This is a genomic window from Streptomyces roseochromogenus subsp. oscitans DS 12.976 (assembly GCF_000497445.1).
GTDB classification, from domain to species: Bacteria; Actinomycetota; Actinomycetes; order Streptomycetales; family Streptomycetaceae; genus Streptomyces; species Streptomyces oscitans.
In genome coordinates this window covers 1,419,747-1,445,713 of record NZ_CM002285.1, presented here as the reverse complement: position 1 = coordinate 1,445,713, position 25,967 = coordinate 1,419,747, and the positions used below count along the sequence as shown (strand labels likewise).

At 72.2% G+C, this 25,967-nt stretch carries 21 protein-coding genes and 4 pseudogenes; 7 read left to right on the top strand and 18 right to left on the bottom strand.

Annotation, left to right across the window (positions count from 1 at the left end; all coding sequences use genetic code 11):
* Positions 1 to 181 (bottom strand): annotated as a pseudogene (locus M878_RS47180) (hypothetical protein); the annotation flags it as partial.
* Complete coding sequence (locus M878_RS56520) at positions 178 to 990, bottom strand: phosphatase PAP2 family protein (protein WP_023545363.1); 813 nt, start codon at positions 988 to 990, stop codon at positions 178 to 180. The pseudogene M878_RS47180 and the gene M878_RS56520, both read right to left, overlap by 4 nt.
* 244 nt (positions 991 to 1,234) lie before the next feature.
* Here M878_RS56520 and M878_RS56515 point away from each other — a divergent pair, with 244 nt between their 5' ends.
* Positions 1,235 to 1,888, top strand: a complete 654-nt coding sequence (locus M878_RS56515) for a TetR/AcrR family transcriptional regulator (RefSeq protein ID WP_023545362.1) — start codon at positions 1,235 to 1,237, stop codon at positions 1,886 to 1,888.
* A gap of 154 nt (positions 1,889 to 2,042) precedes the next feature.
* Here the strand turns inward: M878_RS56515 and M878_RS56510 are convergent, their stop codons facing one another.
* Together M878_RS56510 and M878_RS99550 are read right to left on the bottom strand one after the other, a co-directional pair.
* The gene (locus M878_RS56510; RefSeq protein WP_023545361.1) at positions 2,043 to 3,146 is read right to left on the bottom strand and encodes a DUF2510 domain-containing protein; all 1,104 of its coding nucleotides are present in this window, start codon (positions 3,144 to 3,146) and stop codon (positions 2,043 to 2,045) included.
* Between the two features lie 367 nt (positions 3,147 to 3,513).
* A pseudogene (locus M878_RS99550) lies at positions 3,514 to 4,174 on the bottom strand (MFS transporter); the annotation flags it as partial.
* Between the two features lie 226 nt (positions 4,175 to 4,400).
* Here M878_RS99550 and M878_RS56500 point away from each other — a divergent pair.
* Complete coding sequence (locus M878_RS56500; protein WP_023545359.1) at positions 4,401 to 7,085, top strand: ATP-binding protein; 2,685 nt, start codon at positions 4,401 to 4,403, stop codon at positions 7,083 to 7,085.
* 138 nt (positions 7,086 to 7,223) lie between these two features.
* On the opposite strand, the gene pcaDC is transcribed toward M878_RS56500, so the two are convergent.
* From pcaDC to M878_RS56470, 7 genes and pseudogenes are all read right to left on the bottom strand, one after another.
* On the bottom strand, positions 7,224 to 8,369 hold the full coding sequence (pcaDC, locus tag M878_RS56495; RefSeq protein ID WP_023545357.1) for a bifunctional 3-oxoadipate enol-lactonase/4-carboxymuconolactone decarboxylase PcaDC: 1,146 nt from the start codon (positions 8,367 to 8,369) through the stop codon (positions 7,224 to 7,226).
* Positions 8,366 to 9,714: pseudogene (gene pcaB / locus M878_RS56490) on the bottom strand (3-carboxy-cis,cis-muconate cycloisomerase). Before pcaB ends, pcaDC begins: the two are co-directional and overlap by 4 nt.
* Positions 9,711 to 10,313, bottom strand: coding sequence for a protocatechuate 3,4-dioxygenase subunit alpha (gene pcaG / locus M878_RS56485; protein ID WP_023545354.1), 603 nt, complete (start codon positions 10,311 to 10,313; stop codon positions 9,711 to 9,713). Before pcaG ends, pcaB begins: the two are co-directional and overlap by 4 nt.
* Before the next feature lie 5 nt (positions 10,314 to 10,318).
* Positions 10,319 to 11,092 (bottom strand): protocatechuate 3,4-dioxygenase subunit beta, encoded by a 774-nt coding sequence (gene pcaH / locus M878_RS56480; RefSeq protein ID WP_023545353.1) that lies wholly within the window; start codon positions 11,090 to 11,092, stop codon positions 10,319 to 10,321.
* A 101-nt stretch (positions 11,093 to 11,193) separates the two neighbouring features.
* Positions 11,194 to 11,777, bottom strand: a pseudogene (locus M878_RS93770) (hypothetical protein).
* A 23-nt stretch (positions 11,778 to 11,800) separates the two neighbouring features.
* Positions 11,801 to 12,445 carry a CoA transferase subunit B gene (locus M878_RS56475; RefSeq protein WP_023545351.1) on the bottom strand — a complete coding sequence of 215 codons (645 nt, stop codon included), beginning with the start codon at positions 12,443 to 12,445 and terminating at the stop codon, positions 11,801 to 11,803.
* Complete coding sequence (locus M878_RS56470) at positions 12,445 to 13,200, bottom strand: CoA transferase subunit A (protein WP_023545350.1); 756 nt, start codon at positions 13,198 to 13,200, stop codon at positions 12,445 to 12,447. Before M878_RS56470 ends, M878_RS56475 begins: the two co-directional genes overlap by 1 nt.
* Before the next feature lie 195 nt (positions 13,201 to 13,395).
* On the opposite strand from M878_RS56470, the gene M878_RS56465 reads away from it, so the two are divergent.
* Positions 13,396 to 13,860, top strand: coding sequence for a MarR family winged helix-turn-helix transcriptional regulator (locus tag M878_RS56465; protein WP_023545349.1), 465 nt, complete (start codon positions 13,396 to 13,398; stop codon positions 13,858 to 13,860).
* Positions 13,861 to 13,869: 9 nt separating this feature from the next.
* Here M878_RS56465 and M878_RS56460 read toward each other — a convergent pair whose 3' ends face one another.
* Positions 13,870 to 14,850 (bottom strand): DUF3048 domain-containing protein, encoded by a 981-nt coding sequence (locus M878_RS56460; protein WP_031224302.1) that lies wholly within the window; start codon positions 14,848 to 14,850, stop codon positions 13,870 to 13,872.
* A 460-nt stretch (positions 14,851 to 15,310) separates the two neighbouring features.
* On the bottom strand, positions 15,311 to 16,387 hold the full coding sequence (locus M878_RS56455) for an ATP-dependent DNA ligase (protein WP_023545347.1): 1,077 nt from the start codon (positions 16,385 to 16,387) through the stop codon (positions 15,311 to 15,313).
* A gap of 93 nt (positions 16,388 to 16,480) precedes the next feature.
* On the opposite strand from M878_RS56455, the gene ligD reads away from it, so the two are divergent.
* Positions 16,481 to 17,500, top strand: coding sequence for a non-homologous end-joining DNA ligase (ligD, locus tag M878_RS56450; RefSeq protein WP_023545346.1), 1,020 nt, complete (start codon positions 16,481 to 16,483; stop codon positions 17,498 to 17,500).
* A 517-nt stretch (positions 17,501 to 18,017) separates the two neighbouring features.
* Positions 18,018 to 19,112: a LacI family DNA-binding transcriptional regulator gene (locus M878_RS47170; protein WP_031224300.1), complete on the top strand. Its 1,095-nt coding sequence runs from the start codon at positions 18,018 to 18,020 to the stop codon at positions 19,110 to 19,112.
* Between the two features lie 40 nt (positions 19,113 to 19,152).
* On the opposite strand, the gene M878_RS56445 is transcribed toward M878_RS47170, so the two are convergent.
* The gene (locus M878_RS56445) at positions 19,153 to 19,944 is read right to left on the bottom strand and encodes a VOC family protein (RefSeq protein WP_023545344.1); all 792 of its coding nucleotides are present in this window, start codon (positions 19,942 to 19,944) and stop codon (positions 19,153 to 19,155) included.
* A 271-nt stretch (positions 19,945 to 20,215) separates the two neighbouring features.
* Between M878_RS56445 and M878_RS56440 the strand changes: the two genes are divergently transcribed.
* Positions 20,216 to 20,461 carry a WhiB family transcriptional regulator gene (locus tag M878_RS56440; protein ID WP_031224298.1) on the top strand — a complete coding sequence of 82 codons (246 nt, stop codon included), beginning with the start codon at positions 20,216 to 20,218 and terminating at the stop codon, positions 20,459 to 20,461.
* A gap of 75 nt (positions 20,462 to 20,536) precedes the next feature.
* Here M878_RS56440 and M878_RS56435 read toward each other — a convergent pair whose 3' ends face one another.
* From M878_RS56435 to ssgD, 4 genes are all read right to left on the bottom strand, one after another.
* The gene (locus M878_RS56435) at positions 20,537 to 21,511 is read right to left on the bottom strand and encodes an acyl-ACP desaturase (RefSeq protein WP_023545342.1); all 975 of its coding nucleotides are present in this window, start codon (positions 21,509 to 21,511) and stop codon (positions 20,537 to 20,539) included.
* Positions 21,512 to 21,757: 246 nt separating this feature from the next.
* Positions 21,758 to 22,534: a dimethylargininase gene (gene ddaH, locus M878_RS56430; protein ID WP_023545341.1), complete on the bottom strand. Its 777-nt coding sequence runs from the start codon at positions 22,532 to 22,534 to the stop codon at positions 21,758 to 21,760.
* Between the two features lie 166 nt (positions 22,535 to 22,700).
* Positions 22,701 to 24,317 carry an ABC-F family ATP-binding cassette domain-containing protein gene (locus tag M878_RS56425; RefSeq protein ID WP_023545340.1) on the bottom strand — a complete coding sequence of 539 codons (1,617 nt, stop codon included), beginning with the start codon at positions 24,315 to 24,317 and terminating at the stop codon, positions 22,701 to 22,703.
* Positions 24,318 to 24,669: 352 nt separating this feature from the next.
* Positions 24,670 to 25,086 (bottom strand): spore wall synthesis regulator SsgD, encoded by a 417-nt coding sequence (gene ssgD / locus M878_RS56420; RefSeq protein WP_023545339.1) that lies wholly within the window; start codon positions 25,084 to 25,086, stop codon positions 24,670 to 24,672.
* 209 nt (positions 25,087 to 25,295) lie between these two features.
* Here ssgD and M878_RS56415 point away from each other — a divergent pair.
* Positions 25,296 to 25,967: WD40/YVTN/BNR-like repeat-containing protein (locus M878_RS56415; RefSeq protein ID WP_425347891.1), on the top strand; the 672-nt coding region annotated here is incomplete at its 3' end.

Genomic DNA, 25,967 nt, shown 5'->3' with positions numbered 1-25,967 from the left:
CGTGCAGCAGGGCCGCGCCCGCGTTCAGGCCGACCGCCGACCACCAGGCGCCGGTGCCGAGCAGCCGCAGCAGGCCGGTGCCGGTGGTGCGGGAGGCGAGGCGTTCCTGGGCGACGGCGGCCAGGGCGTAGGTGATCGCCGAGACGAGGGAGAGGGTGACGGCGATCACGGCGGCGCTCATCGGCCCGCTCCCACGAGGACGCTCTCGCGCGGCGCGAGCCGGCCGGCGCCGCGTCCCGCCGTGCCGGCCGTGCCGGCCGGCCGGTGCGGCGGATGGATCAGGGCGAGGGTGATGCCGAGCATGGCCGTCGCGACGATCGCGTCGAGCCAGTAGTGGTTCGCCGTGCCCACGATCACCAGCAGGGTGATCAGCGGGTGCAGCAGCCACAGCCAGCGCCAGCGGGACCGGGTGGCCACGATCAGGCCGATCGCCACCATCAGCGCCCAGCCGAAGTGCAGTGACGGCATCGCCGCGAACTGGTTGGACAGGTGGTCGCTGGACGGCGGACCGTACACCGACGGGCCGTATATACGGGCGGTGTCCACGAGGCCCGTGCCGGTCAGCATCCGCGGCGGTGCCAGCGGGAACGTGAACGGCAGCACCAGCGCGGCCGTGGTGACGACCGCGAGGACCCGGCGCGCCCAAATGTAGTGCGCGGGCCTGCGCAGATACAGCCAGACCAGGAAAGCGAGCGTCGCCGGGAAGTGGACGGTGGCGTAGTAGGTGTTCGCGAGGTGGACGAGGGTGTCGCCGTGCAGCAGTGCGGACTGCACGGCGTTCTCGCGGGGGAGATGCAGCGCCCGTTCCAGGTCCCATACGCGGCGGGCGTTGTGGAAGGCGTTCCCGGTGTGGCCCGTGGCCAGCTGCCGGCCGAGCTTGTAGACGAGGAAGAGCCCCGCGACCAGCAGAAGCTCACGTATGAGCGCCGGGCGCGCTCTCGCGTCCGGCGGCTCCGCTGCTGCCTCTGCAGGCTCGGTTCGGGCATTCATCCCCCGGCCCCCTCGCTGACGGTGGTGCGTGTGGTGGTGCGTGCGAGCCGCGGCCTGTGCCGCAGCTCATCGATACGCCGTCGTACCGATACGCCAGTGTACCGATACGGGGGAGTACCGGTACACTGGCGTATCGATTGATGTGCGACACACTGGAGAGACAGGGTCGGGCGTCCCGCTACAGCGCCGCTTCAGCGGGGCGTGCGGAATGGGCCCACAGGACACGAGTGAGGGGAAGCACCACATGACGTCGCAGGCCGCGGACGGACCGGAGACGGTCGTCGCCTCGCGCCGCTCCAAGATCACGCCCGAGCGTGAGCGGGAGTTCTTCGACGCCGTGCTGGAGCAGATCCGCGAGTGCGGCTACGAGTCCGTCACCATGGAGGGCGTCGCCGCCAGCACCCGGTGCAGCAAGTCCACGCTCTACCGCCAGTGGAAGACCAAGCCGCAGTTCGTCGCGGCCGCGCTGCGCGCCAACCGCAAGGTGCGCTTCGCCGGCATCGACACCGGATCGCTCGCCGAGGACCTGCGCCAGGCCGCGCGGGCCGCGGGCGACTGGTCCGGCAAGGACACCAGGCTGCTGCAGGCACTGGGGCACGCGTGGACGGCCGACAAGGAGCTGGCCGAGGCGCTGCGCGAGGCGCTGGTGCATCCGGAGATCGTCGCGCTGCAGGAGATGCTGGCGCGGGGAGTGGCCCGGGGTGAGGTCCGGGCGGACCATCCGGCGCTGGAGTACATCCCCGCGATGATGTTCGGCGTACTGCGCGTCCGGCCGGTGCTCAGCGGCCAGTACGCCGACGCGGACTATCTCACCCGTTTCGTGGAGGCCACCGTGCTGCCCGCGCTCGGGCTGACACAAGACCCGCTGGCACAAGACCCGCTGGCACAAGACCCATAGACCCAGGCGCCGTTCACGGGATGACCGAACGGTGACCTGTCCGCGCCGCACCGTGGGGACGGGGGCGGCGCGCACCCCCGGCCGGGTGGGGTTCCTCTTGAGCGGAGGGGACCCCACCCGGCCGCATCATGTCCCCGGGGTGCGGTCGTACGACTCAGATGTCCTGGCCGTTGCCGCTGCCGGACGAGACCTTGATCCCCTTCAGGATGTCGTCGATGACCGACGTCTGCTGCCCGACGTCGATGCCGAAGCGCACCACCACGATCTGCTTGGTGTCGTCGGGCGAGGGGAAGGCGACCGACTCGACATAGCCGTCGGCGCCCTTGCTGGTGACCGCTTTCCAGCGCACCATGTACCCCTTCTGCCCGGCCACCGTCACCGCCCCGGAACCCAGCTCCTGGTGCGAGGTGATGCTGCCGTACGTGGTGCCGCCGTAGGACTCCTTGGCGTTGGCCGCGATGTCCGCCTTGGCGACCGCCTCGGGGGTGTCGCCGTCGATGCCCAGTGCCTCGGCCGGAGCCGTGTAGGCGCCGCCCGAGGTACAGGTCTGGGCGGAGTTGCCCGGACACTTGTAGGAGTCGTCGGAGGTGACCTGCGCGCCGACGCTGATCGTCCGCCCGGTCCAGCCCTTCGGCACGGTCAGGCTGATGCCGTTGACCGTGTCCGGTACCGTGCCGCCGCCCTTGACCTTGGGCGCCTCGGACGGGTCCGGCGACGGCGAGGCCCCGCCGGACCCACCGGGTCCGCCGAAACCGCCCGCCCCTCCGGAGCCCTGCGAACCTCCGGAACCGCCCGGGCCCCCGCTCCCGCCCTGACCGAAGCCGCCGTCCACCCCGCCGTTCTGCCCGCCGGCGGCCCCCTGCCGTGACCCGGCCTGGTCGGCGTTGCCGCCGCCGTCGCCCTTGGCGAGGAGGTACACGCCGACCCCGATACACGCCAGCACCGCGGTCGCCACCGCGACGGCGATACCCGTACGCAGACCGCGCCGGGACCCGGCCTGCGCCGGGGCCGGGTATCCCGGATACGCCGGATACCCGGGCTGCGCGCCGTGCGCGAGGGGTGCGGTGGGCGCCGTCGGGTGCGGCTGCTGCGCGTCTCCGGCCGCAGGCGGCTGCGTCGGGGGACCCCACGGGGCGCCCGTCCCGGCGGGGCGGGTCCGGTCCGTCCAGGCCTTGCCGTCCCACCAGCGCTCGGTGGGCGGACCGTCGTTCGTCTGCCCGGGGTCGGGGTACCACCCGGGGGGAGTCACCTGCGTCATGTCCCCACCGTATGAGGCGACCGTGAAAGCGGGATGAGAGGATCCGCCGCCGAACGCCCGGACCGGACAATTCGCCGCCGTGAATTTCCCCTCGTCGCAGGCCGGCGACCGGGCGTCTCCACCCGGCGCCGACCCCGAACCAATCCCCTATACCCCTTATATCCCTCATCTTCTTTATATCCATGGCGTTCCCCACTCCTCCACCATCAGCCGTACCGGCGCGCGCACCGCCGCCGCGTAGTACGCGGGGATGTCGGGGTCGCGGGTGCGGCGCGCCGCACCCGTGATGATCAGGCAGCAGTGCGGGCCCCGGCTCCGCCATCAGGCCCACGAATGCGTCCGCGGCGACGAGCGCCCGCGTGCAGTGTGTGACCTGCAGACACGACGGCAGCACCCCCAGGAAGGTGTGGCCGGCCGCCGCCCAGCCCGTCACCAGCACCGCCGCGAGCAGCAGCGCCCCGAAGCCGAGTCGTACCGCCCGCGCGCCCCGGTCCTCCGCGTGCGCCAGGAAGGACGGCGTCTCCGCCGGCCCCGCTCGCAGCCACAGCGCGACCAGACCGAGCGGCAATGCCAGCAAGAACGGCAACCTCCACAGCCACGAGGCCAGTTGGGACCGGTGAGCAGCGTCGCCGTCAGCGCCGCCACGCCCGCCCCGGAGAGCCCCAGTGCCACCGTGAACGACTGCCACGCCCCGTACAGCCCTCGCCGCCCCGGCCGCGCGCACTCCGTCAGCACCGCCACCGGACCATCGAACTCACCCCCTGCGGAAAACCCTGAAATTCCCTCAGAAAGAACAGCGGCCACGGCGCGAGGGCACCCGACGTGGCGTACGCCGACAGCGCGCCGATCAGCGTCGTGGCACCCGTCATCAGGGCGACCACCCCGATCAGCACCGGCCGCCGCCCGGCGCTGTCGCCGCCCGCCGGGGCGAAGAGCCGGTCCGCCAGCACCGTGGCCAGAAAGCCGTAGACACCGAACTCCTACCACTCGACGAGACTGCCCACCGACCCCGCCGCCACCGCGCGCACCGCCCGGCCGCGCCCGAGCGCACGGCGCCGGGAACAGAGTGCGTGCCAGCCATGGTTGACGCCCCGTCCGCTGCTGACCGGCCGCTCGGGGCGGATACGCGTCGCCCGGCCGCACCCACTTTCACCCACGAGGGCAACAGCTGTCCCGACCGGCCAGCACACATCCCACCGGACGGCTAGGCTCATGGTCTGTACGTCATTCGGGCGACCTTGGGGAGGTAACGGGATGACGGAGGGAAGGCCGCCGGCGGCCGCCTCGGCTTCCCTGTGGGAGCGGGACGCGGAGATCGGCAACGTCGCGCAGGCACTCGACCTCCTGTGCGCCGACCAGTCATCGGCAGGCGGTCTGCTGGTCCTCCGCGGCGAGGCGGGACTCGGCAAGACCGCCCTGCTGGCCGAGACACGCCGCATCGCCGAACGCCGCGGCTGTGTCGTGTGGTCCGCGCGCGGCGCGGAGACGCTGAAGTCCGTCCCGTTCAACGTGGTACGGCAACTGCTCCAGCCCGCCCTGCTGTCGTTACTGCCGGAGGAGGCCCGCGAGTACCTCGGCGACTGGTACGACATCGCGGGCCCGGCCCTCGGCATAGTCGACCCGCAGGAGGGCAGCGCCGACCCGCAGTACGTGTGCGACGGACTCGTCGCGGCCGTACGCCGGCTGGCCCGCCGCGAATGGCCGCTCGTGCTGCTGATCGACGACGCGCACTGGGCGGACCAGGAGACCCTGCGCTGGCTCGCCGCGTTCGCCGAACGCCTGGACGACGTCTCCGTCCTGGTCGTGGTCGCCCGCAGGCCCGGCGAGGTCAGCGGCGACAGCGCCCGCCACCTCGACGCGGTGGCCGCCGCCGCCGGCCGGCCCGTCAACAACCTCCGCGCCCTCACCCCCGAAGCCGCCGCGGGACTCACCCGCGCCGCCCTCGGCCGGCACGCCGACGACGCGTTCTGCCGCGAGGTCTGGGCCGTCACCGCGGGCAACCCCTACGAGACCGTCGAACTCCTCGCCAAGGTGCAGGACAGCGAACTCCCGCCGGTCGAATCCCGCGCCGGAGAACTGCGCGCCCTCAATCGCGCCGCCCGTGGCGGCGGACTGGTCGACCGGCTCAAGGAACTCGGCCTGGAGGCCACCCAGTTCGCCTGGGCCGCCGCAATCCTCGGCACCGGCATCACCGTCGACATGGTCGCCCGCCTCGCCACCATGGACGAGGCCATCGCCCGGCACTGCGCCGACCTGCTGTGCGGCGCCCGCATCCTCACCGAACCCGAGTCCGCGGCCGGCAGCGAACGCGAGGAGGGCGAGCTGGAGTTCGTCCACCCGCTCATCACCACCGCCGTCTACAACTCCATCCCGTCCGGCGTGTGCACCGCCATGCACGGCGTGGCCGCCCAGATCATCACCGAGCTGGGCCGCGGCGCCGCCCAGGCCGCCCGGCACCTGCTGAAGGTGCACCCGGACGGTGACGAGGAGCTCGTCGACCAGCTGCGCGAGGCGGCCCGCGAACACCTCGCCGTCGGCGCGCCCGACGCGGCCCGCACCTGCCTCGAACGCGCCCTGCAGGAACCCCCGCTCCCCGAAGTGCACGCCCACGTCCTGTACGAACTGGGCTGCGCCACCCTGCTCACCGCGCCCGCCGTCACCATCGAACACCTCCAGCACGCCCTCGGCATGCCCGGCCTGGAGGGCGAGCGGCGGGTCAGCGCGGTGGTCCGGCTGTCCCCGGCGCTGCTCCACAACGACCAGCTGGAGGAGGCCGTCCGCACGGTCGAGGCCGAGGCCGCCCGGCACGAACCGGGCCCCGTCAGGCTGCGGCTGCAGGCCGTGCAGTTCATGTGGGAGGGCATCCACGGCGAGACCGTCTCCGCGGCCCGCTCCCGGCGGCTGGCCGAACTCGCGAGCACCTGCACCGGCCGCGACAACGCCGAACGCGCCCTGCTCATCCTGCGCGGCTTCGACGCCATGACCCACGGCGAGAGCGCCGAAGAGGTCCTCGAACTGTGCGACCGCGCCCTGGTCAACGGCCGTCTCGCGCCCGGCCTCGGCTGGACCGACCAGGAGTGGGGCATCGAGCTGCTGATGATGCTCGGCAGTGCGTACGCCTACGCCGACCGGCTCGACCGCGCCGAGAGCCTCTTCGCCGAGGCCCTGCGCGCCTACACCACCGCCGGCTGGCGCGGCGGCCACCTCTCCCTCGCCAACGCCTTCCTGGGGCTCGCCTACCGCAGACAAGGCCGGCTGCGCGACGCCGAGTCCACCCTGCGCGAGGCCCTGGTCCTCGCCGAACGCGTCGGCCGCCGCCTGCCGCTGTACTGGTCGGCGACCTGCGGACTGGTCGACACACTGCTGGCCCGCGGCCGGATCGACGAGGCCTGGTCGATCGCCGAGCAGTACGGCTTCGCCCCGCCCTACCCGTCCACGATCGTGCTGCCCGACATCCGCTGCGTCCGCGGCCGGCTGCTCCTCGCCGTGGGCCGTACCGAGGACGGCATCAACGAACTGGAGGCCGCCGAGAAGACGGCCGCCTCGCGCTGCGGCCACAACCCGGTCCTGTCCCCGTGGTCCATCGACCTCGCCAAGGCCCTCGCGGGCCAGGACCCGGTCCGTGCCGCACAACTCGCCGCCGACGCCCGTCGGCAGGCCGAACGCTTCGGCACGGACACCGCCATCGGCGAGGCCCTGCGCTGCGCCGCGGCGCTGGAGACCGGCGGCCGCGCGGTCCAGCTGGCCGCCCAGGCCGTCACCTACCTCGAAGCCTCACCCTGCCAGTACGAACATGCGGCGGCCCGCGTCGAGTACGGCATCGCCGCCCGCTCCGCCACTGAACTGGGCCGGGGCCTGGACCTCGCCCGGGCCTGCGGCGCGGAGGGCCTGGTGGCCCAGGCGAGGGAGGTGCTGGAGACGGGGCGGGGGTTGCGATAGGCGGTGGGCGGGCGGCTGTCCTCGGTGGCCGGGGTCAGCACGCCGACATACCGGTGCAGGCGCGGGTCAGTTCCGGGTCGGTGAAGTCGAGGGGTTCCTTGGCGGCCGGGCCCATCAGAGACGCTACGACCAGCAGGGTCACCCTCGGTCCTGGGCCTCGCCCTCCTCGGCGGTGAGTTCGTCCAGGACCCGCTGGGCCGTCGCGAACGCGGAGTTGGCGGCCGGCACCCCGCAGTAGACGGCGGTCTGGAGCAGCACCGCGCCGATCTCCTCCGGCGTCAGCCCGTTGCGCCGCGCCGCGCGGACGTGCATCGCCAGTTCGTCGTGGTGGCCGTGGGCGACCAGCGCGGTCAGGGTGATCATGCTGCGCTCACGGCGGGACAGCGTCGGGTCGGTCCAGATCTCCCCCCAGGCGTAGCGGGAGATGAAGTCCTGGAAGCGGGCCGTGAACGGGGTCTGCCGGGCCTGCGCCCGGTCCACGTGCGCGTCGCCCAGCACCTCCCGGCGCACCGCCATCCCGCTGGCCGGCGGCCCGTCGAGCTGGGTGCGCAGCGCGGTCAGCACGGCCCGCGGGCACTGCGCGGGCGCCAGATGGGAGGCGCCGGGCAGCTCCACCAGCGTCGAGCCGGGCACCGCGTCGGCGATCTCCCGCAGATGCGCGGGCGGCGTCGCGGGATCCTGCTTGCCCGCCACGAGGAGCGTCGGTACGGCGATGTCGCCGAGCCGGTCCCGCAGGTCGAACGCGGCGAGCGCGTCGCAGCAGGCGGCGTACGCCTCCGGATCGGCTTCCCGGTGGTCCCGCACCAGCCTCGGCACGCTGAACCCGGGCGTGAACCAGCGCGCGTCGGCGCTCTCCACCAGCCACTCCATGCCCTCGCGCCGCACCCGCTCCGCCCGCTGCCGCCAGGGCGCCTCGCCGCCGAAGTGGGCGGAGGAGCACACGACCGCCAGCGAGGTCAGCCGCTCGGGGTGGTGCACGGCCAGATGCAGGCCGACGGCGCCGCCGAGGGAGACGCCCGCATAGCCGAAGCGGTCGATGCCGAGCGCGTCGGCGAGGGTCAGCACGAGGGCCGCCAGATCGCCGACGGTCGCGCCCTGTCCGATCAGGTCCGGCGCCGATCCGCCGTGCCCGGGCAGGTCCCAGCGCACCACGCGGTGGCTGGTCGACAGCTCCGGCGCGACCGCGTCCCACAGGGCGTACGAGGTGCCGAGCGAGGGCCCGAGCAGCAGTGGGGGAGCGGAAACCGGGCCTTCGGCATGGTGGTTGAGGAGTTTCACGGTCAACGTCGCTCCAGGGCACGGTCGGTGAGGACACCGGCGAAGCCGGTGTAGTGGGCGGGGCCGGTGAGGGTGGCCAGGTCCATGTCCTTCAACTCCGCCTCCTCAGTGAGGAGTTCGCTGAGTGGGCGGCCTTCGGCGTGCGCGCGACGGGCGAGGTCGGTGAGCAGCTCCTTGGCCCGGGCGCGCCCGAGGCGGGGTGCCAGGACGGCGGACAGTCGCTCGGAGACGATCAGCCCACGGGTGAGGTCCAGGTTCCGGCGCATGGCCTCGGCGTTCACGCTCAGCCCCTCGGCGAGGCCGGCCGCGTCCCGTGCCGCACCCCCGGTCAGCCGGAGCAGCTCGCGCAGCGGCTCCCACTCGGCGTGCCAGGCCCCGGCCGGCCGTTCGTCCCCGGCGGCGACGCAGCCGTACAGCGTGGCCGCGAGCTGCGGTGCCCGCCGGGCCGCGGCCGCGAGCAGGGTGGAGCGCACGGGGTTGGCCTTGTGCGGCATGGCGGACGAACCGCCGCCGCTGCCCTCGGCCACCTCACCGATCTCGGTGCGCGACAGCGTCAGCACATCCTCGCCGATCTTGCCCAGGGTGCCCGCTGCGAAGGCCAGCGCGCCGGCCAGGTCGGCGATGGGGGTGCGCAGGGTGTGCCAGGGCAACGACGGTGCGGCGAGGCCTGCTTCGCGGGCGTACGCCTCCGTCAGCGCGGTCGCGCTCCGGGCGCCGTACGCTTCGAAGGCGGCCAACGTCCCGGCAGCGCCTCCGAGTTGGACGGGCAGCGTCTCGCGCACCCGGATGATGCGGTCCCGTGCGTCGAGGACCAGTGACCGCCACCCGGCCGCCTTCAGGCCGAACGTCGTCGGCACCGCCTGCTGGGTGAGCGTGCGGCCCGGCATCGGGGTGTCCCGGTGCACGGCGGCCTGCCGGGCGAGCGCGCGTTCGGTGCGGGCGAGGTCGGCGAGGACCGGCTCCAGGGCACGTGAGGCGACCAGCATGGTCGCGGTGTCCAGGATGTCCTGACTGGTCGCGCCCCGATGGACATACGGGCCGTACGGTTCGCCCACCGCGGTGGTGAGGTCGGCGACGAGCGGGATCACCGCGTTGCCGCCGGCGCGGGCGCGTTCGGCGAGCGAGCGGACGTCGAAACGGGCGGGTCGGCCGCGCGGGTCACCGCGTCGGCGGCCTCGGCCGGGGCGAGGCCCAGTGCGGCCTGGGCGCGGGTCAGCGCGGCCTCGGCGTCCAGCAGGGCCCGCAGATACGCGCTGTCGCCGGTCGCGTGGGCGGCGGGGGAGCCGGTCCACCCCGGGGCGAGCAGACCGGTGTCGCTGTCGCGGTCGTCAGGTGTCGCTGGTGCTGTCACCGGTACTCCAGGAAGACCGTCTCGCCTTCGCCCTGAAGGCGGATGTCGAAACGGTGGGTGCCCCGGCCCTCGTCGCCGGCGATCAGCGTGTCGCGCCGGTCGCCCACGCGGGTGAGCAGTGGATCGGCGGCGAGCGCGGTGTCGTCGCCCGGGAGGTAGATCCGGGTGAACAGGTGGTGGAGGAGGCCGCGCGCGAAGACGCACACGCTGAGGTACGGCGCGCTCTGCCCCCGGGCGCCGGGCCGCAGCGTACGGGCGTACCAGTGACCGTCGGGGTCGGTCTGGATCCGGCCCCAGCCGGTGAACTCCACGCCGTTGCGGCCGAGGTAGCCGCCGGTCGCGGGATCCCGGCGGATGGACCCGCCGGTCTGCGGGACCGTGCCGTCGGGGCGCGGACCCCACAGCTCCACCAGGGCGTCCGGCAGCGGGTTGCCCTCACCGTCGAGCACGTACCCGTGCACGGTGATCGTGTCCGGGTGGCCGAGCGGCGCGACGTCCTCGCCGCCGCGGAAGGGCAGCGCATGGCCGTAGAAGGGGCCGACCGTGTGGGACGGGGTGGGCAGCACGTGCTCCGGGCTGCGCGGGTCGATCTTCGGCATGGCGGTCAGCGCCCTTCTTCGATCCAGGTGGCGGCCGGGCCGTCCAGCACGATGTCCCAGTGGTACCCGAGCGAGAACTCCGGCACCGACAGGCTGTGGTCGTAGGTCGCCACCAGCCGCTGACGGGCCGCGTCGTCCGTTACCGACTGCAGGATGGGGTCGTACCGGAACAGCGGGTCGTTCGGGAAGTACATCTGCGTCACCAGCCGCTGGGTGAACGCCGCACCGAACACCGAGAAATGGATGTGCGCGGGCCGCCAGGCGTTGAGGTGGTTGCGCCACGGGTACGGGCCCGGCTGGATGGTGGTGAAGTGATAGCGGCCCTCGGCGTCGGTGAGGGTGCGGCCGGCACCGGTGAAGTTCGGGTCGAGCGGCGCGTCGTGCTGTTCGCGGTGGTGGGCGTACCGTCCGGCCGAGTTGGCCTGCCAGATCTCGATCAGCTGGCCGCGCACCGGGCGTCCGGCGCGGTCCAGGAGCCGCCCGGTGACGGTGATCCGCTCGCCGACCGGCTCGCCCCGGTGATGCCGGGTGAGGTCGTTGTCGATCTCGGTGATGTCCCGTTCCCCGAAGGCGGGGGAGTGCAGCTCCACGAGTTCGGGGTCCTGGGCGGTGTCGATGGCCACCAGGGGCTGCTGGGGGTGGCGGAGCACGGAGGACCGGTAGGGCGGGTAGTCGCGGCGCGGGTGGTGCTCGACGGGGGCGCCGTCGGCGACGCCCTTCTCGTAGGCGGCGTGCCGGGCGGCGATCTCCTGGTCGATGTCCTGCTGGGTGAGAGTCATGGGGTACCTGCCACTTTCTTGGCGGCGCTTTGGCGTTCGAGGACGGCGATGCTTCCTGGCGTTCGAGGACGGCGGCGCTTTGACGATTGAGGGCGGCGTCCTCAGCTTTCCAGGACGAGGACGAGGACGAGGACGAGGGCGAGGCCCTGGCCGATGCAGATGCAGATGCCGAGAGTGGCGACGCCGGTGCTGGAGCCGCGGCGGGGGGGCTGGTGGGCCACCGGGCCGGCGAGGCGGGCTCCGCAGGCGCCATAGAGGTCCCCCGCTCGAGTGAAGCCGAGAGCGGGGGAGGGCGGCCCAGCGCGATGGCGCCGCCCTGGGGGTTGGGGATCGCGGTGTCGAACTCGGGCCATTCGGCGAGACAGCTCAGGACCTGGGCGGCGAAGGCGAACTCGTCCAGCTGCTCCTGCCCGTTCTCGTGCTTCTCGGCGGTCAACTCGGCGGACTCGCCCAGCGGGATGGTCCACTGCGGGTCCGTCTTCGGGTTGACCATCCGCCGGCGCAGCGTGGTCGGGCCGCAGGCGCACAGCCGGTTGACGGTCACCCCGGGGGCGGAGGTGGGCAAGTCAGATGTGCGGGCGAGGAGTTCGCGCATGGCGTGGGCGGCGAGGTCATCCGGGCGGACGGGTGCCGGGGCGCCGTCGCAGCGGCCGATCGGGGTGCGGACCACGTCGACGAGGTACACCGTGTTGACGAGGTACGACGTGTTCACGGCAGGTTCTCCGCAACGGTCAGTTCCGCGTCGGTCTTGGCGACGACCTCGTCCACACCCACTCCGGGCGCGGTCTCCACGAGCACGAGCCCGTCCTCGGTGACATCCAGTACGGCGAGGTCGGTGATGACGCGGTTCACACATGCCTTGCCGGTGAGCGGCAGCGTGCACTCCCTGAGGATCTTCGCCGAGCCGTCCTTGGCGGTGTGGGTCATCACCACGATCACCTGCCGAGCGCCATGCACCAGGTCCATCGCACCGCCGATCCCGGTGACCAGCTTGCCCGGCACCGCCCAGTTCGCCAGGTCACCGCCGGCGGAGACCTGCATCGCACCGAGCACCGCCACATCGATATGCCCGCCGCGGATCATCGCGAACGACAGCGCCGAATCGAAGAACGACGCCCCCGGCAGGACCGTGACGGTCTCCTTGCCCGCGTTGATCAGATCCGGATCGACCCGGTCCTCGGCCGGGTACGGGCCCGTGCCCAGGATCCCGTTCTCCGACTCCAGAACCACCTCGACACCTTCGGGAAGATGGTTCGGGATCAGCGTGGGCAGGCCGATACCGAGATTGACGTACTGGCCGTCGCGCAGCTCGCGTGCCGCGCGGGCGGCGATCTCCTCACGTGTCCAGGCCATCAGCTGCTCACCGTCCGCTGCTCGATCCGCTTGTCCGCCGCCTGCTCCGGCGTCAGCGCCACCACCCGCTGTACGAAGACACCGGGCACATGGACCGCGTCCGGGTCGATCGCCCCGGGCTCGACCAGCTCCTCCACCTCAGCGATCGTCACCCGCCCGGCCATCGCCGCGAGCGGGTTGAAGTTCCGGGCGGACTTGTTGAACACCAGATTCCCGTGCCGGTCGCCCTTCGCCGCACGCACCAGCGCGAAGTCGGTACGGATCCCGTGCTCCAGCACGTACTCGGCGCCGTCGAACTCCCGCACCTCCTTCGCCGGTGAGGCCGCCGCCACCCCGCCCTGACCGTCGTAACGCCACGGCAGCCCGCCCTCGGCGACCTGCGTGCCGACCCCGGCCGGGGTGTAGAAGGCGGGAATACCGGCCCCGCCCGCGCGCAGCCGCTCGGCCAGCGTGCCCTGCGGAATCAACTCCACTTCCAGCTCACCGGCCAGGTACTGCCGCGCGAACTCCTTGTTGGCCCCGATGTAGGACCCCGTCACGCGGGTGATCCGCCCGGCCGCCAGCAGCACCGCGAGACCCGACTCCATCGCCCCGCAGTTGTTCGACACGACCGACAGGTCCGCGACACCACGCTCGTACAACGCCTCGATCAGCACATTCGGCACACCGCTCAATCCGAACCCGCCCACCGCCAACGACGCGCCGTCCGGCACATCCGCCACCGCCGCCAGGGCTGTGGCCACCACCTTGTCCATCCGGAAGCCCCATCTCGTAATTCATCAGGGCACTGAGTATTTCAGCGAGGTACTCCTCACGCTGCCACCGGAGCGAAAGGTCGTCAAGACCCCTGTGTACGGGCGCCCTGATGGGCAGACAGCCGGGCTCATGGCCAGTTATCGTTCAGTACACCGACTACTTCAGGCACCGGCTGATCGATCAGGGGAGCGCGTATGGCCGCCGTGGATCTCGGCACGCATCCCGGGCATCTGGCCCGGCGGCTCCAGCAGGCGCACTACCTGCTGTGGAACACCATGGTCTCCGAGGAGATCACCTCACCGCAGTTCGCTGTCATGAACGCGCTCGTCGCCGAGCCGGGCCTGGATCAGCGGACCGTGGGGGAGCGGGTGGGCCTGGACCGGTCGACCATCGCCGAGGTCATCAGCCGGCTCGGCCGCCGGGGGCTGCTGACCAAGGTGCGCGACCCGGAGGACGGGCGGCGCTTCCTGCTCCGCCTCACCGACGACGGTCTGCGCACCCACCGCAAGCTGACCGTGCGCACCGCCCGGATGAACCAGGTCTTCCTCGCGCCCCTGTCGCCCGAGGAGCAGACGGTCTTCCTCGATCTGATCCGGCGGGTGGCGGACGCGGCGGAGGGGCTGCGGAACCCGGCGGAGCCGGTGGCGGCGCAGCGCTGACCGAGAGTGTCACCGCGCCGGCGCCAACACCACCCACACCTGGCCGTCGGCGAAGTTCATCCGGCCGCCGTTCGTCGCCCTGAACGTCGTACCGTCCGTCGCCATCGGCCGCGACCAGGAGGCGGCGAAGGACCGGCCGTCGCGCAGTACCTCCGCCTTCCCCGAGCCGACCGTCTCGGTGTACGGCGTGGGGTTGCCCAGTACGTCGTGATAGCGGGAGTCATGGATCCGCACGTGCTGCACGACGACCGTCGCCGGTGCCACCCGCGCGCCGCCGTCCGTCGTCTTCATGGGTGTGCCGTCCATGGCGACCAGCCAGCGGTGCTGCTGGGCGGACCAGGTGAAGGTGAAGCGCGCGGCAGGGAAGCCGACGGTGCGCGAGGCCGTGGGGGTGCCACCGGACGGGGCGGGGCCGTAGCTGAAGCCGGTGGTCAGCGCCGCCTTGCCGGGGGCGGACGGCAGCAGCTTGGCCGGGCGCAGATAGAGGTTGTGCGGGGCCGCCTTGCCTGCGGCCCGGAAGTAGGCGCTCGGATCCTCGGCCGCGGGCTCCGGTCGCAGTGGCGCGTTGTCGATCAGTGGCAACAGCTTGCGCTGGGCTCCGGAGAAGGCGAGCATCGGCCGGTGGAACTGGCCCAGCAGCTCCAGATCGGACTCGCGGGCGCTGCGCACCGGTCCGACGGTCTGCGGAAGTCTGGTCGCGTACACCGCCATCAGCCGGCTCAGACCGCCCTCCACCTGCTCGGCGTACACCACGTCCGCCGCGTCGAGACCGGACTGCGGACGGGCCGCCGGTACGTTGTCGATCTTCACGGCGAGCGGTGAGCCGACCGCCGCGACCGACGGCGCGGGAGCCGGTGTGGCGGAGCGCTGAGGGGCGCGGTTGTCGTCCCGGTCGGGGTGGCCGCAGCCGGCCGTGAGGGAGACGGCCAGCGAGGCGGCCAGCACGGCCGCGGTCGGTGCTGCGTGTCTCGTGCGTGCCGTGTGCCTCATGACCACCGTGGTCACCCCGTTCGTGTTGATCAGATTGTGCGTTCATCGGGTCGTCGCTGGCCATACCCGAACGTTTACAGTCATGCGCACTGGGTGGGCCGAACGGGCCCGAGACATGACCCGTGCGGGCGGTGGGTGCGCGTGGCGGGTCCGGGGCGTGACCCGTGTGGGCGGTGGGTGCGCGTGGCGGGTCCGGGGTGTGACCCGTGCGGGCGGCGGGTGCGCGTGGCGCCCGCGTGGGGCGCCGCACGCCTACGAGCTGCGCCGGCGCATGCAGAGCGGCGTCATCGGATCCTCATGCGCCCCGGCATACCTCACACAGCCCCGGCTCGGCCCTGGTCCGCCCAAGCTCAGCATCGGCTCTGGCTCGACCTCGGTCTGCCCAGCTCGGCCCCGGCTCGGCCGTCGTTCAGCTCCGGTTCAGCCGTGGTCCGCCGGGCTCACCCCTGGTCCGTCCGGCTCAGCCCCGGTCGGTCTCGCCGAGGATCTCCGCGAGGTCGTAGCGCACCGGCTCCTCCAGCTGGGCGTAGGTGCAGCTCTCCGGTGTGCGGTCCGGACGCCAGCGGCGGAAGCGGGCGGTGTGCCGGAAGCGCTGCCCGTTCTCCATGTGGTCGTAGGCCACCTCGGCGACCCGCTCCGGCCGGAGCGGTACCCAGGACAGGTCCTTCTTGCCCGACCAGCGGCTCGGCGCGCCCGGCAGCCGGGCCGTCTCATGGGCGGCCTCGTCCGACCAGGCCGCCCACGGGTGCCCGGCCACGTCGTCCATGCGCAGCGGTGCCAGTTCCTCGACCAGTTCGGCCCGCTTCCTCATGGCGAAGGCGGCCGACACCCCCACATGCTGGAGCCTGCCATGGTCGTCGTAGAGCCCGAGCAGTAGCGAACCGACCACTGGACCGCTCTTGTGGAAGCGGTACCCGGCCACCACCACGTCCGCCGTCCGCTCGTGCTTGATCTTGAACATGGCCCGCTCGTCCTGCAGATAGCGCAGGGTGAGCGGCTTGGCGACGACCCCGTCCAGACCGGCGCCCTCGTACTGCTCGAACCAGTGCTGCGCCACGTCGAGATCCGTCGTCGCGGGCGCCAGATGCACCGGCGGCGTCGCCTCGGCGAGCGCCCGTTCCAACAGCGCCCGGCGGTCGGTCAGCGGGGTGTCGAGCAGCGAGTGGTCGTCCAGGGCGAGCAGGTCGAAGGCGACGAACGAGGCCGGGGTCTTCTCGGCCAGCATCCGCACCCGGGAGTCGGCGGGGTGGATCCGCTCGGTCAGCGCGTCGAAGTCCAGACGGCCGTCCCGCGCGATCACGATCTCCCCGTCCAGCACGCACCGCCCGGGCACCCGCTCCGTCAGCGCCGCCACCAGCTCGGGAAAGTACCTGGTCAACGGCTTCCCGGTACGACTGCCCAGCTCGACCTCGGCCCCGTCGCGGAACACGATCGCCCGGAACCCGTCCCACTTCGCCTCGTAGTGCATGCCCGGCGGGATCTTCGCCACGGACTTGGCGAGCATGGGCTTCACGGGCGGCATCACCGGCAGATCCATGCCCTTGATTCTGCTCGCATACGACCTCTGTCGCCCGGTATACAGGGTTCCATCCGGTATGCGCGCTATGCGGGGTGCACCTAACGTGGCCGCATGGGTGACGCGGTGGAACTGGAGGCGGGCGGCCGGACCGTACGGCTGTCCAGCCCGGACAAGGTCTTCTTTCCGGAGCGGGGCTTCACCAAGCTGGACCTCGCGCAGTACTACGTCGCCGTCGGCCCCGGCATCCTGCGCGCGCTGCGCAACCGCCCCACCACCCTGGAGCGCTACCCCGATGGCGTGGGCGGCGAGTGGTTCTACCAGAAGCGGGCCCCGAAGGGCATGCCCGACTGGATCCCGACCGCCCACATCACCTTCCCCAGCGGCCGCAGCGCCGACGAGATGTGCCCCACCGAACAGGCCGCCGTGGTGTGGGCCGCCCAGTACGGCACCCTCACCTTTCACCCCTGGCCGGTGCGCGCCACGGACGTCGACCGCCCCGACGAACTCCGCATCGACCTCGACCCGCAGCCCGGCACCGACTACGACGACGCCGCCCGCGCCGCCCACGAACTGCGCGCCGTCCTCGACGAGTTCGGCGGACTGCGCGGCTGGCCCAAGACCTCCGGCGGCCGGGGCCTGCACGTCTTCGTCCCCATCGAACCGCGCTGGACCTTCACCCAGGTCCGGCGCGCCGCGATCGCCGTCGGCCGGGAGATGGAACGCCGGATGCCCGATCAGGTGACGATCAAGTGGTGGAAGGAGGAGCGGGGCCGCCGCATCTTCGTGGACTACAACCAGACCGCCCGCGACCGCACCATCGCCTCCGCCTACTCCGTACGCCCCCGCCCGAACGCCCCCGTCTCGGCACCCCTGCGCTGGGACGAGGTCGGCGTGGCCCACCCCGCCGACTTCGACCTCGCCACCATGCCGGCCCGCTTCGCCGAACTCGGCGACATACACGCCGACATGGACGACCACGCCTACTCCTTGGACGCCCTGCTGGAACTGGCCCGCCGCGACGAACACGACCACGGCCTGGGTGACCTGCCCTACCCGCCGGAGTACCCGAAGATGCCCGGCGAACCCAAACGCGTCCAGCCGAGCCGGGCGCGGCGCGAGGAGACGCCCTGAGCGCCCCAGACCGCTGCCGGGCAGCCGCCGAGTCCACAACTCGCCGGAGCGCTCGGGCCGAGTCCGCAACCGGCCGGAGTGCACTGACAACGGCCCCTGACCAAGCAATCATGCTGGGATGACCCTTGTCCTGACCCGAAGCGACCTGGAGGCCGTGCTGGAGCCGACGGCCTGTCTCGCCGCCCTGCGCGACGGCTTCCGCGCGGCCGGCGCCGCCGCCGTACCCGGTCAACGGGTCCGTACCGACCTGCCGTTCCCCGGCACCCCCACCGCGCTCATCCCCGGCATCGACGCGTACACCGTGAAGGTCAACACCAAGTTCCCCGGCGCCCGGCCCGCCCTGCGCGGAGTGATCTGCCTGCACAGCGGCGCGGGGGGTGTTCGGCGGGCAGCCAGTGGGACCGGCCATGGGTATCGACCGGCATCGACCGAGCTGCCGCCAGTGGTTCGTCCGGCCCCGGCGGCCTCGTCACCGTGCGGTTATCCTGTCCGGCATCCCCCGAGGAGGAGTCCCGAAGTGACCGAGGCAGTGTCGCGTCCTACGCTAGAGGCCGTGGCCGCGCGGGCCGGTGTGTCCCGGGCCACCGTGTCCCGGGTGGTCAACGGCGGCGACGGGGTGCGCGCACCCTTGGCCGAGCGGGTGCGGCAGGCCGTGGCGGAGCTGGGTTACGTGCCCAACCAGGCGGCGCGCAGCCTCGTCACCCGGCGGCACGACGCCGTCGCGGTCGTCATCGCCGAGCCGGAGACCCGGGTCTTCGCCGACCCCTTCTTCGCCCTCCAGCTGCGCGGGATCAGCAAGGAGCTGACCGCCCACGACAACCAGCTGGTGCTGCTCCTCACCGAGGGCCGTGACGATCACGCGCGTGTGGCCCGCTATCTGGCCGGGGGCCACGTCGACGGCGCGCTCGTCTTCTCCCTGCACCTCGATGACCCGCTGCCCGGCCTCATCCACGACGCCGGCGTGCCCACCGTGTTCGGCGGCCGGCCCGGCTGGGGCGACGACGGCTGCGCGGCCGACGCCACGCGCGCGCCCGGGGAGGACCTTGGCGTGGTGTACGTCGACTGCGACAACCGGGGCGGGGCGCGCGCTGCCGTACGGCATCTCGTGGACCTCGGCCGCACCCGCATCGCGCACCTCACCGGCGCCCTGGACCAGACGTCAGCGGTGGACCGGCTCGACGGCTACCGCGACGTCATGAGCGAGGTGCCGGGCGCGAGCGATCCCCGGCTGGTCGTGGAGAGTGACTTCACCCCCGGCGGCGGCGAACGCGCCATGCGTGAACTCCTCGACCGGTGCCCCGATGTGGACGCCGTATTCGCCGCCAACGACCTCACCGCACTCGGTGCCCTGCGCGTGCTGCGTGCGAGCGGCCGGCGGGTGCCCGAGGACGTGGCCGTGATCGGCTTCGACGACATGCTGCCCGTCGCCATGGAGGCCGACCCGCCGCTGACGACGGTCCGTCAGGACATCGAGGAGATGGGCCGCCTGATGGCCCGCCTGCTGCTGCGCGGCCTGGCCGACGACCGCGACCGAACCGGAACCACGGCGGACTCACCACCCGCAGGCGGCGTGATCCTCCCGACCACACTGATACGGCGGGCCTCGGCCTAGCCACCGCGCCGGCGGCCCGGGTCCGTTCGACCCCACGGGCTCAGCCCTGCGGCGACTCGCTTCTGATCACCGCGAAGCGGGCGCCGTACGGATCGGTGAACTTGGCCATGCGGCCGACGCCCTCCATGCTCGTCGCCGGCATGCGCACTCTGCCGCCGAGCTGCTGCACCTTGTCGACCACCGCGTCGGTGTCCTCGACCTCGAAATACGGCAGCCAGTACGGGCCGCCCCCGGCCTCGGACGGGTCGTCGGCCAGCGGCACGATCCCGCCGAACATCGCGTCGTCCCCGCCATCGGCCGGGTTGACGCAGGTGTACGTCCCACCCGGGAAGGGCACGGCGGAGGTCTCCAGGCCGAGCACCTGGTGGTAGAAGGCGGCGGCCGCCGCGATGTCCGGGGTGTACAGCTCGACCCAGCACAGCGTGCCCGGTTCGCTCGCCACGTCGACGCCCTTGGTCTGCCCGGGCTGCCAGATCCCGAACGGCACGCCCGCCTGGTCGGCGAGGACCGCCATGTGCCCCTGGCCCATCACGTCCATCGGCTGGAACAGCACTCTGCCGTGCGCCTGTTCGGCGGCCTTCGCGGTCGCCTGCGCGTCCTCGCTCTGGAAGTACACCGTCCAGGTCGGCGGGGCCTGGTCGGGGGCGGTCGGCGCACCGCCCGCCACGGTCCTGCCGTCCAGCTGGAAGAAGCCGTAGCCGCCGGAATCCGGCCCCGCCGACTGGAACTGCCAGCCGAAGAGACCGCCGTAGAAGGATCGGGCGCCGTCGATGTCGGACGTGGTCACGTCGATCCAGTTCGGGGCGCCGTTGACGAAACGGGTGGTGAGCATCCTGGCCCTCCTCGAAAGGGGTCCCGTCCTGTGCACTGCCGAGTCTGGCACCGCCCACTGACAACCGCCGCCGGAACGCCGCGACCCGCCGGACCGGCCCCCGCCCTCACCCTGGGTGACCGGGCGCGTCCTGCGGGTTTTCCCGCCACCCCGCGCGCCGCCGTGCGCGCGGGTGGCCCGAGGGAGCATCATCGGGTCGGCCGCAGGCCCTGCCGACGGCGTTGACCCGGCGTTGATCGAACGTTTTTCGGCGCGCGACACGATCCTCGTCATGCACTTCGAGACGATCACCCCGGCCGACGACACCTGGCGGGCGCAGGCCCTGTGCGCGCAGACCGGGCCGGACTTCTTCTTCCCCGAGCCCGGCAGCTCGGTGCGCGAGGCGAAGCGTATCTGCGCCATGTGCGAGCTGCGCCCGGCCTGCCTGGACTACGCGCTGGCCAATGACGAGCGCTTCGGCGTCTGGGGCGGCCTGTCCGAGAAGGAGCGCCTCGCCCTGCGCCGCACGTCCAGCTGAGCCCCGCACCGGCCACCCGCCCAGAGCCCGGAGGGGCCACCGCCCCGGTGGCCGGCGGTTGCCGCCCCGGGCGCGTCAGCCCCCGTTGCGCGCCGCCATGCGGGCCTTGCGGGCGGCCAGCTTCTCGTCGAACTTGGCGGCCTCCGCGTCCAGGCCCTCCATGAACAGACCGAGTTCCTCCTGCGCCTGGCGTCCCTCGGGGCCGAGGCCGTCGATCTCCATGATCTTCAGGAAGCGCAGCACGGGCTGCAGCACGTCGTCGTGGTGGATGCGCAGGTTGTAGACCTCGCCGATGGCCATCTGCGCGGCGGCCCGCTCGAAGCCGGGGATGCCGTGACCGGGCATGCGGAAGTTGACCACGACGTCCCGTACGGCCTGCATCGTCAGGTCGGGCGCCAGCTCGAACGCGGCCTTCAGCAGGTTGCGGTAGAAGACCATGTGCAGGTTCTCGTCGGTGGCGATGCGGGCCAGCATGCGGTCGCACACCGGGTCGCCGGACTGGTGGCCGGTATTGCGGTGCGAGATCCGGGTGGCCAGCTCCTGGAAGGCGACGTAGGCGATGGAGTGCAGCATCGAGTGGCTGTTGTCGGACTCGAAGCCCTCGCTCATGTGCGCCATACGGAATTGTTCCAGCTTGTCCGGGTCCACCGCGCGCGAGGCGAGCAGATAGTCGCGCATCACGATGCCGTGCCGGCCCTCCTCGGCCGTCCAGCGGTGCACCCAGGTGCCCCAGGCGCCGTCGCGGCCGAAGAGCGTGGCGATCTCGTGGTGGTAGCTCGGCAGGTTGTCCTCGGTGAGCAGGTTGACCACGAGGGCGATGCGGCCGATCTCGGTCACCTTGGACTGTTCCTTGTCCCAGGCCTCGCCGTCCTCGAACAGGCCCGGGAAGTTACGGGCGTCGCTCCACGGCACGTACTCGTGCGGCATCCAGTCCTTGGCGACCGTCAGATGCCGGTTCAGTTCCTTCTCGACCACTTCCTCCAGCGCGAACAGCAGCCGCGCGTCGGTCCAGGCGGACGGGCTGCCGAGGTGAGGAGAGGTGATCGTCACAGGAACTCCAGGGGGACGCCGAACAACGGGGGAAGGGGACGGTCCGGCGAGCGGTGCCGGGAAACCTACGTGATCGTAGGCTACGAATCCGTAGGTTACGAACCCGTAGGTTAAGTTCGCTGTAAAGACTGCTGATCAGCACCCCTGGCACGGGTGTTCGGGCCGCCAGGAACGCCCTGCGAGGGCATACGAAATGACCCCGGGACACGCCGGTCCCGGGGCCGTCGGAGTGACGGGATCACCCGTTCAGGCGTACAGCTCCCGCATGCGCACCGAGAGGCACGTCACACAGCCCTCCAGCTTCTCGAACTCGCTGATGTCCACCGTCACGACCTCGTGGCCGAGATCGGTCAGCAGCTCCGCGGTCTTCGGGGCGCTCGCCGCCATCAGCAGCTTGTGCCCGCCCAGCAGCACCACGTGCGCGCCGGATTCCTCCGGCACCGACAGGAAGCCCGGGAACAGCGACGGCCGGTCCACCTTCGGTATGTGCCCGATCACCGTGCCGTCGGGCAGCGCGGTCACCGCCGACTTCAGGTGCAGCACCTTGCTGACCGGGACGGCGACCACGCGCGCGCCCAGCGGTTCGAACGCGGCCCGCAACTGCTGCACACCGGCCGCGTTGGTACGCCCGCCGCGGCCGACGTACACGGTGTCGCCGACCTTCAGGACGTCACCGCCGTCCAGCGTGCCCGGCTCCCATATCCAGTTCACCGAGCAGCCGAGGCGAGCCACCGCCTCCTCCACGCCCACGGTCTCCTCGCGCCGCGACTGAGCGCCGGGCCGGGTGATCAACGCCACGTTCTTGTACATGACGACGGTGTCCTCGACGAACACCGAGTCCGGGCAGTCGTCCTCCGGGTCGACCTCGATGGTCTCCCAGTCATGCGTGCGCAGCGCCTCGACGTACGCCTCCCACTGCTCGGCGGCGCGCCCCACGTCGACCTTCTCCCGCTCGATGTGCGTCACCAGGCCTTCGGCGAGGCGGGGGCTGGGGCGGCGGACGAGGGCCTTCTTGCTGGGCACGAGGGGCCTTTCGAATCGATGGTGCGGCGGCCGGCACCGGTGAAACCGGCGCCGATGGGTCATCATGCAGTCCGCTCCGGCCAGGACAAAACCCTCGTTGTCAGGCTGTGCCCCTCCTGAGACGTCGCCTGGCCAGCCCGTCGGCATGCCACCGGGGCCCGGTGGGTCACCCGATCTCTTCCGGCGCGATCTCCTTCAGCTCTCCCTCCTCCATCAACAGCCAGCGGGTGATGCCGATCGACTCCAGGAACGGCAGGTCGTGGCTGGCCACGAGCAGTGCGCCCTCGTACGACTCCAGGGCCGAGGTCAGCTGTCGCACGCTCGCCATGTCGAGGTTGTTGGTCGGCTCGTCGAGCAGCAGCAACTGGGGCGCCGGTTCCGCGAGCATCAGCGCGGCCAGTGCCGCCCGGAACCGCTCGCCGCCCGACAGGGTGGCCGCCTTCTGGTCGGCCCGCGCGCCCCGGAACAGAAAGCGGGCCAGGCGCGCCCGGATCCGGTTGTTGGTCGAACCGGGCGCGAACCGGGCCACGTTCTCCGCGACCGTCCGCCTGTCGTCCAGCACGTCCAGCCGCTGGGGCAGGAAGCGCAGCGGGACGTGCGCCCGCGCCTCGCCGGCCACCGGTGCCAGCTCCCCGGCGACGGTCCGCAGCAGCGTCGTCTTGCCGGCGCCGTTGCGGCCGACCAGCGCGATCCGCTCCGGGCCGCGCAGATCCAGGATCCCCTCGATCCGCGCTCCGTAGGCCATCGTGAGGTTCTCCAGGGTGAGCACCTGCCGGCCGGGCGGCACGGCCGTGTACGGCAGGTCGACGCGGATCTCGTCGTCGTCCCGTACCGCGTCCACCGCCTCGTCCAGGCGCTCCCTGGCCTCGGCGAGCTTCTCCTCGTGCATGATGCGGTGCTTGCCCGCGGCGACCTGGGCCTGGCGTTTGCGCTCGCCCATGACGACCTTCGGCTCGCGCTTGTTGTCCCACATCTTCTGGCCGTACCGCTTGCGGCGGGCCAGTTTGACCTGGGCGTCGGCCAGTTCGCGCTTCTGCTTGCGCACATCGGCCTCGGCGACGCGCACCATCCGCTCGGCCGCCTCCTGCTCGACGGCCAGGGCCTCCTCGTAGGCGGAGAAGTTGCCGCCGTACCAGGTGACCTCCCCGGAGCGCAGCTCTGCGATCTGGTCGACCAGGTCGAGGAGTTCCCGGTCGTGGCTGACCACGACGAGGACACCCGGCCACGCGGCGACGGCCTGGTAGAGCCGGCGGCGTGCGTACAGGTCGAGGTTGTTGGTGGGCTCGTCCAGCAGCAGCACGTCGGGACGGCGCAGCAGCAGCGCGGCGAGCCGCAGCAGCACCGACTCGCCGCCGGAGACCTCGCCGACCGTGCGGTCCAGGCCGATGTGGCCGAGGCCCAGCTCGCCGAGGGTGACGAGGGCGCGTTCCTCGACGTCCCAGTCGTCGCCGACCGTCTCGAAGTGCGCCTCGGCGGCGTCGCCCGCCTCGATGGCGTGCAGCGCGGCCCGCTGTTCGGCGATGCCGAGGGCCTGGTCGACGCGGAGCGCGGTGTCGAGGCTGACGTTCTGCGGGAGGTAGCCGACCTCGCCGGACACTTTGACGGTGCCGTCGGCCGGGCCGAGTTCCCCGGCGAGCAGCTTCAACAGGGTTGACTTCCCCGAGCCGTTGACACCGACGAGCCCGGTCCGGCCGGGTCCGAAGGCGATGTCCAGGCCGTCGAAGACGGCGGTGCCGTCGGGCCAGGCGAAGGACAGGGACGTGCAGGTGAGGGAAGATGACATGAGAGCCTCGCGAGGGGTGTCGTGCGGTCGGGTGAGCGCATGTCGAGACACCGCGAGGCGGGAACCGAAGGTCGTGCGGCACGAAGAGGCCGTGCAAAGCAAAAGGGCCTGTGCCGGGGGACGGCTCGGACGCCGAGGTCGTACGCCGCGCACACCTCAACCGGTGCGACGCGGTGCCTCAGGACCTCAGACGAGCAACGTCCTTCTCCAATCGACGGCAACAGGACCGATGTAGACCGTACGAGAGGGCCCGGGGGCTGTCAACGCGATTAAATCTTCACGCGGGCGTGGCCGAGCCGTCGGGCTTCACGCGCGCGTGGCCACGCCTTCGGGCGACACGCGCGCGTAGCGCTCAGCAGGCGTCTCGCATCAGCTCCGCCAGGCCGTGGTCCAGGTCGAGCTGAAGGTGTTCCAGGCCGACGGGCACGAGTTCGTCGGCCGCCGCCAGGAAGCGCCGGATCTCGCCCGAGCGCACATGCACGATCGCGGTGCCCTCGGGAGCGTGGAACTCCAGCACGGTGCGGTCGTAGCCGTACGGCCGCACACGGACGTCCCCGTGGCCCTCGGGCCCCTGCAGCCCGGCCGACAGCAGCTCGCGCGAGAAGGTCCAGCGCACCTCGACCCCTTCGAGGGTGGCCGGGGCCGGGAAGGTCATGACGACGGCGAACGGATCGCGTCGGTCGTAGCGCAGCGTCGCGGGGATGCTGGGCATGCGCGGTGCGGCGGCGACGAGACGGGCCTCTACGGGCTGCTCGATGACGGTAGACAACGCCTTGCTCCCTCGTGACAGCTGGACTACGCCCGGGTGTGCGGCACCCGGCACTGGGAAAGACGACGGATCCGCCCGATGCGTGCATACGGAGAACGAGTGACCTCGGTCACCGCGTTCATGCGCGGCGACGGAACGGCCATGTGGCCCGCGAGGAGGGGCCGTCGGCCTCTGGACGGGGCCGGGCCGGTGGGCTAGCTTCGCCCGCCATGAGGCGCTTGGGGAGCACGCGACGCGGCAGACGCACGAGCAGGCTGGTGGCGGCGGGGGTGGCGTGCGGGGCGGCGCTGGCCGCGCTGACCGTCCCGGCGGCCGAGGCCGGGCCCCTCAGGCAGGGCAGTCCGCACTGGGCGCCGAAGGACCCCGGCACCCCGAAGGTCCGCTTCCGGGGCCTGGCGGCCGTCGACCGGCGCACCGCCTGGCTGGCCGGCACCGGCGGCACGGTGCTGCGCACCACGGACGGCGGAGCGAGCTGGCGGAACGTCTCTCCGCCGGGTGCGGGGGACCAGGAGTTCCGGGACGTCGAGGCGTTCGACGCGCGGCGCGCCGTGGTGCTGGCCATCGGCGAGGGCGAGGCGTCGCGCGTGTACCGCACCGACGACGGCGGGGCGACCTGGACGGAGTCCTTCCGTAACACCGACCCGAAGGCGTTCTACGACTGCCTGGCCTTCTTCGACCGCCGGCACGGCCTCGCGATGAGCGACCCCGTGGACGGGCGGTTCCGCATCCTGTCCACGAGCGACGGCGGCCGCTCCTGGCGGGTCCTGCCCGCGAGCGGCATGCCGCCCGCCCTGGACGGCGAGGCGGGTTTCGCCGCGAGCGGCCAGTGCCTGGTCACCTCGGGTCCGAAGGACGTCTGGCTGGCCACCGGCGGCGGCGCC

Coding starts and splice junctions, on each gene's coding strand:
- M878_RS56520 (WP_023545363.1), bottom strand. CDS start 990: ATGAATGCCCGAACCGAGCCTGCAGAGGCAGCAGCGGAGCCGCCGGAC.
- M878_RS56515 (WP_023545362.1), top strand. CDS start 1,235: ATGACGTCGCAGGCCGCGGACGGACCGGAGACGGTCGTCGCCTCGCGC.
- M878_RS56510 (WP_023545361.1), bottom strand. CDS start 3,146: ATGACGCAGGTGACTCCCCCCGGGTGGTACCCCGACCCCGGGCAGACG.
- M878_RS56500 (WP_023545359.1), top strand. CDS start 4,401: ATGACGGAGGGAAGGCCGCCGGCGGCCGCCTCGGCTTCCCTGTGGGAG.
- pcaG (WP_023545354.1), bottom strand. CDS start 10,313: ATGCCGAAGATCGACCCGCGCAGCCCGGAGCACGTGCTGCCCACCCCG.
- pcaH (WP_023545353.1), bottom strand. CDS start 11,092: ATGACTCTCACCCAGCAGGACATCGACCAGGAGATCGCCGCCCGGCAC.
- M878_RS56475 (WP_023545351.1), bottom strand. CDS start 12,445: ATGGCCTGGACACGTGAGGAGATCGCCGCCCGCGCGGCACGCGAGCTG.
- M878_RS56470 (WP_023545350.1), bottom strand. CDS start 13,200: ATGGACAAGGTGGTGGCCACAGCCCTGGCGGCGGTGGCGGATGTGCCG.
- M878_RS56465 (WP_023545349.1), top strand. CDS start 13,396: ATGGCCGCCGTGGATCTCGGCACGCATCCCGGGCATCTGGCCCGGCGG.
- M878_RS56460 (WP_031224302.1), bottom strand. CDS start 14,850: ATGAGGCACACGGCACGCACGAGACACGCAGCACCGACCGCGGCCGTG.
- M878_RS56455 (WP_023545347.1), bottom strand. CDS start 16,387: ATGGATCTGCCGGTGATGCCGCCCGTGAAGCCCATGCTCGCCAAGTCC.
- ligD (WP_023545346.1), top strand. CDS start 16,481: ATGGGTGACGCGGTGGAACTGGAGGCGGGCGGCCGGACCGTACGGCTG.
- M878_RS56445 (WP_023545344.1), bottom strand. CDS start 19,944: ATGCTCACCACCCGTTTCGTCAACGGCGCCCCGAACTGGATCGACGTG.
- M878_RS56440 (WP_031224298.1), top strand. CDS start 20,216: ATGCACTTCGAGACGATCACCCCGGCCGACGACACCTGGCGGGCGCAG.
- M878_RS56425 (WP_023545340.1), bottom strand. CDS start 24,317: ATGTCATCTTCCCTCACCTGCACGTCCCTGTCCTTCGCCTGGCCCGAC.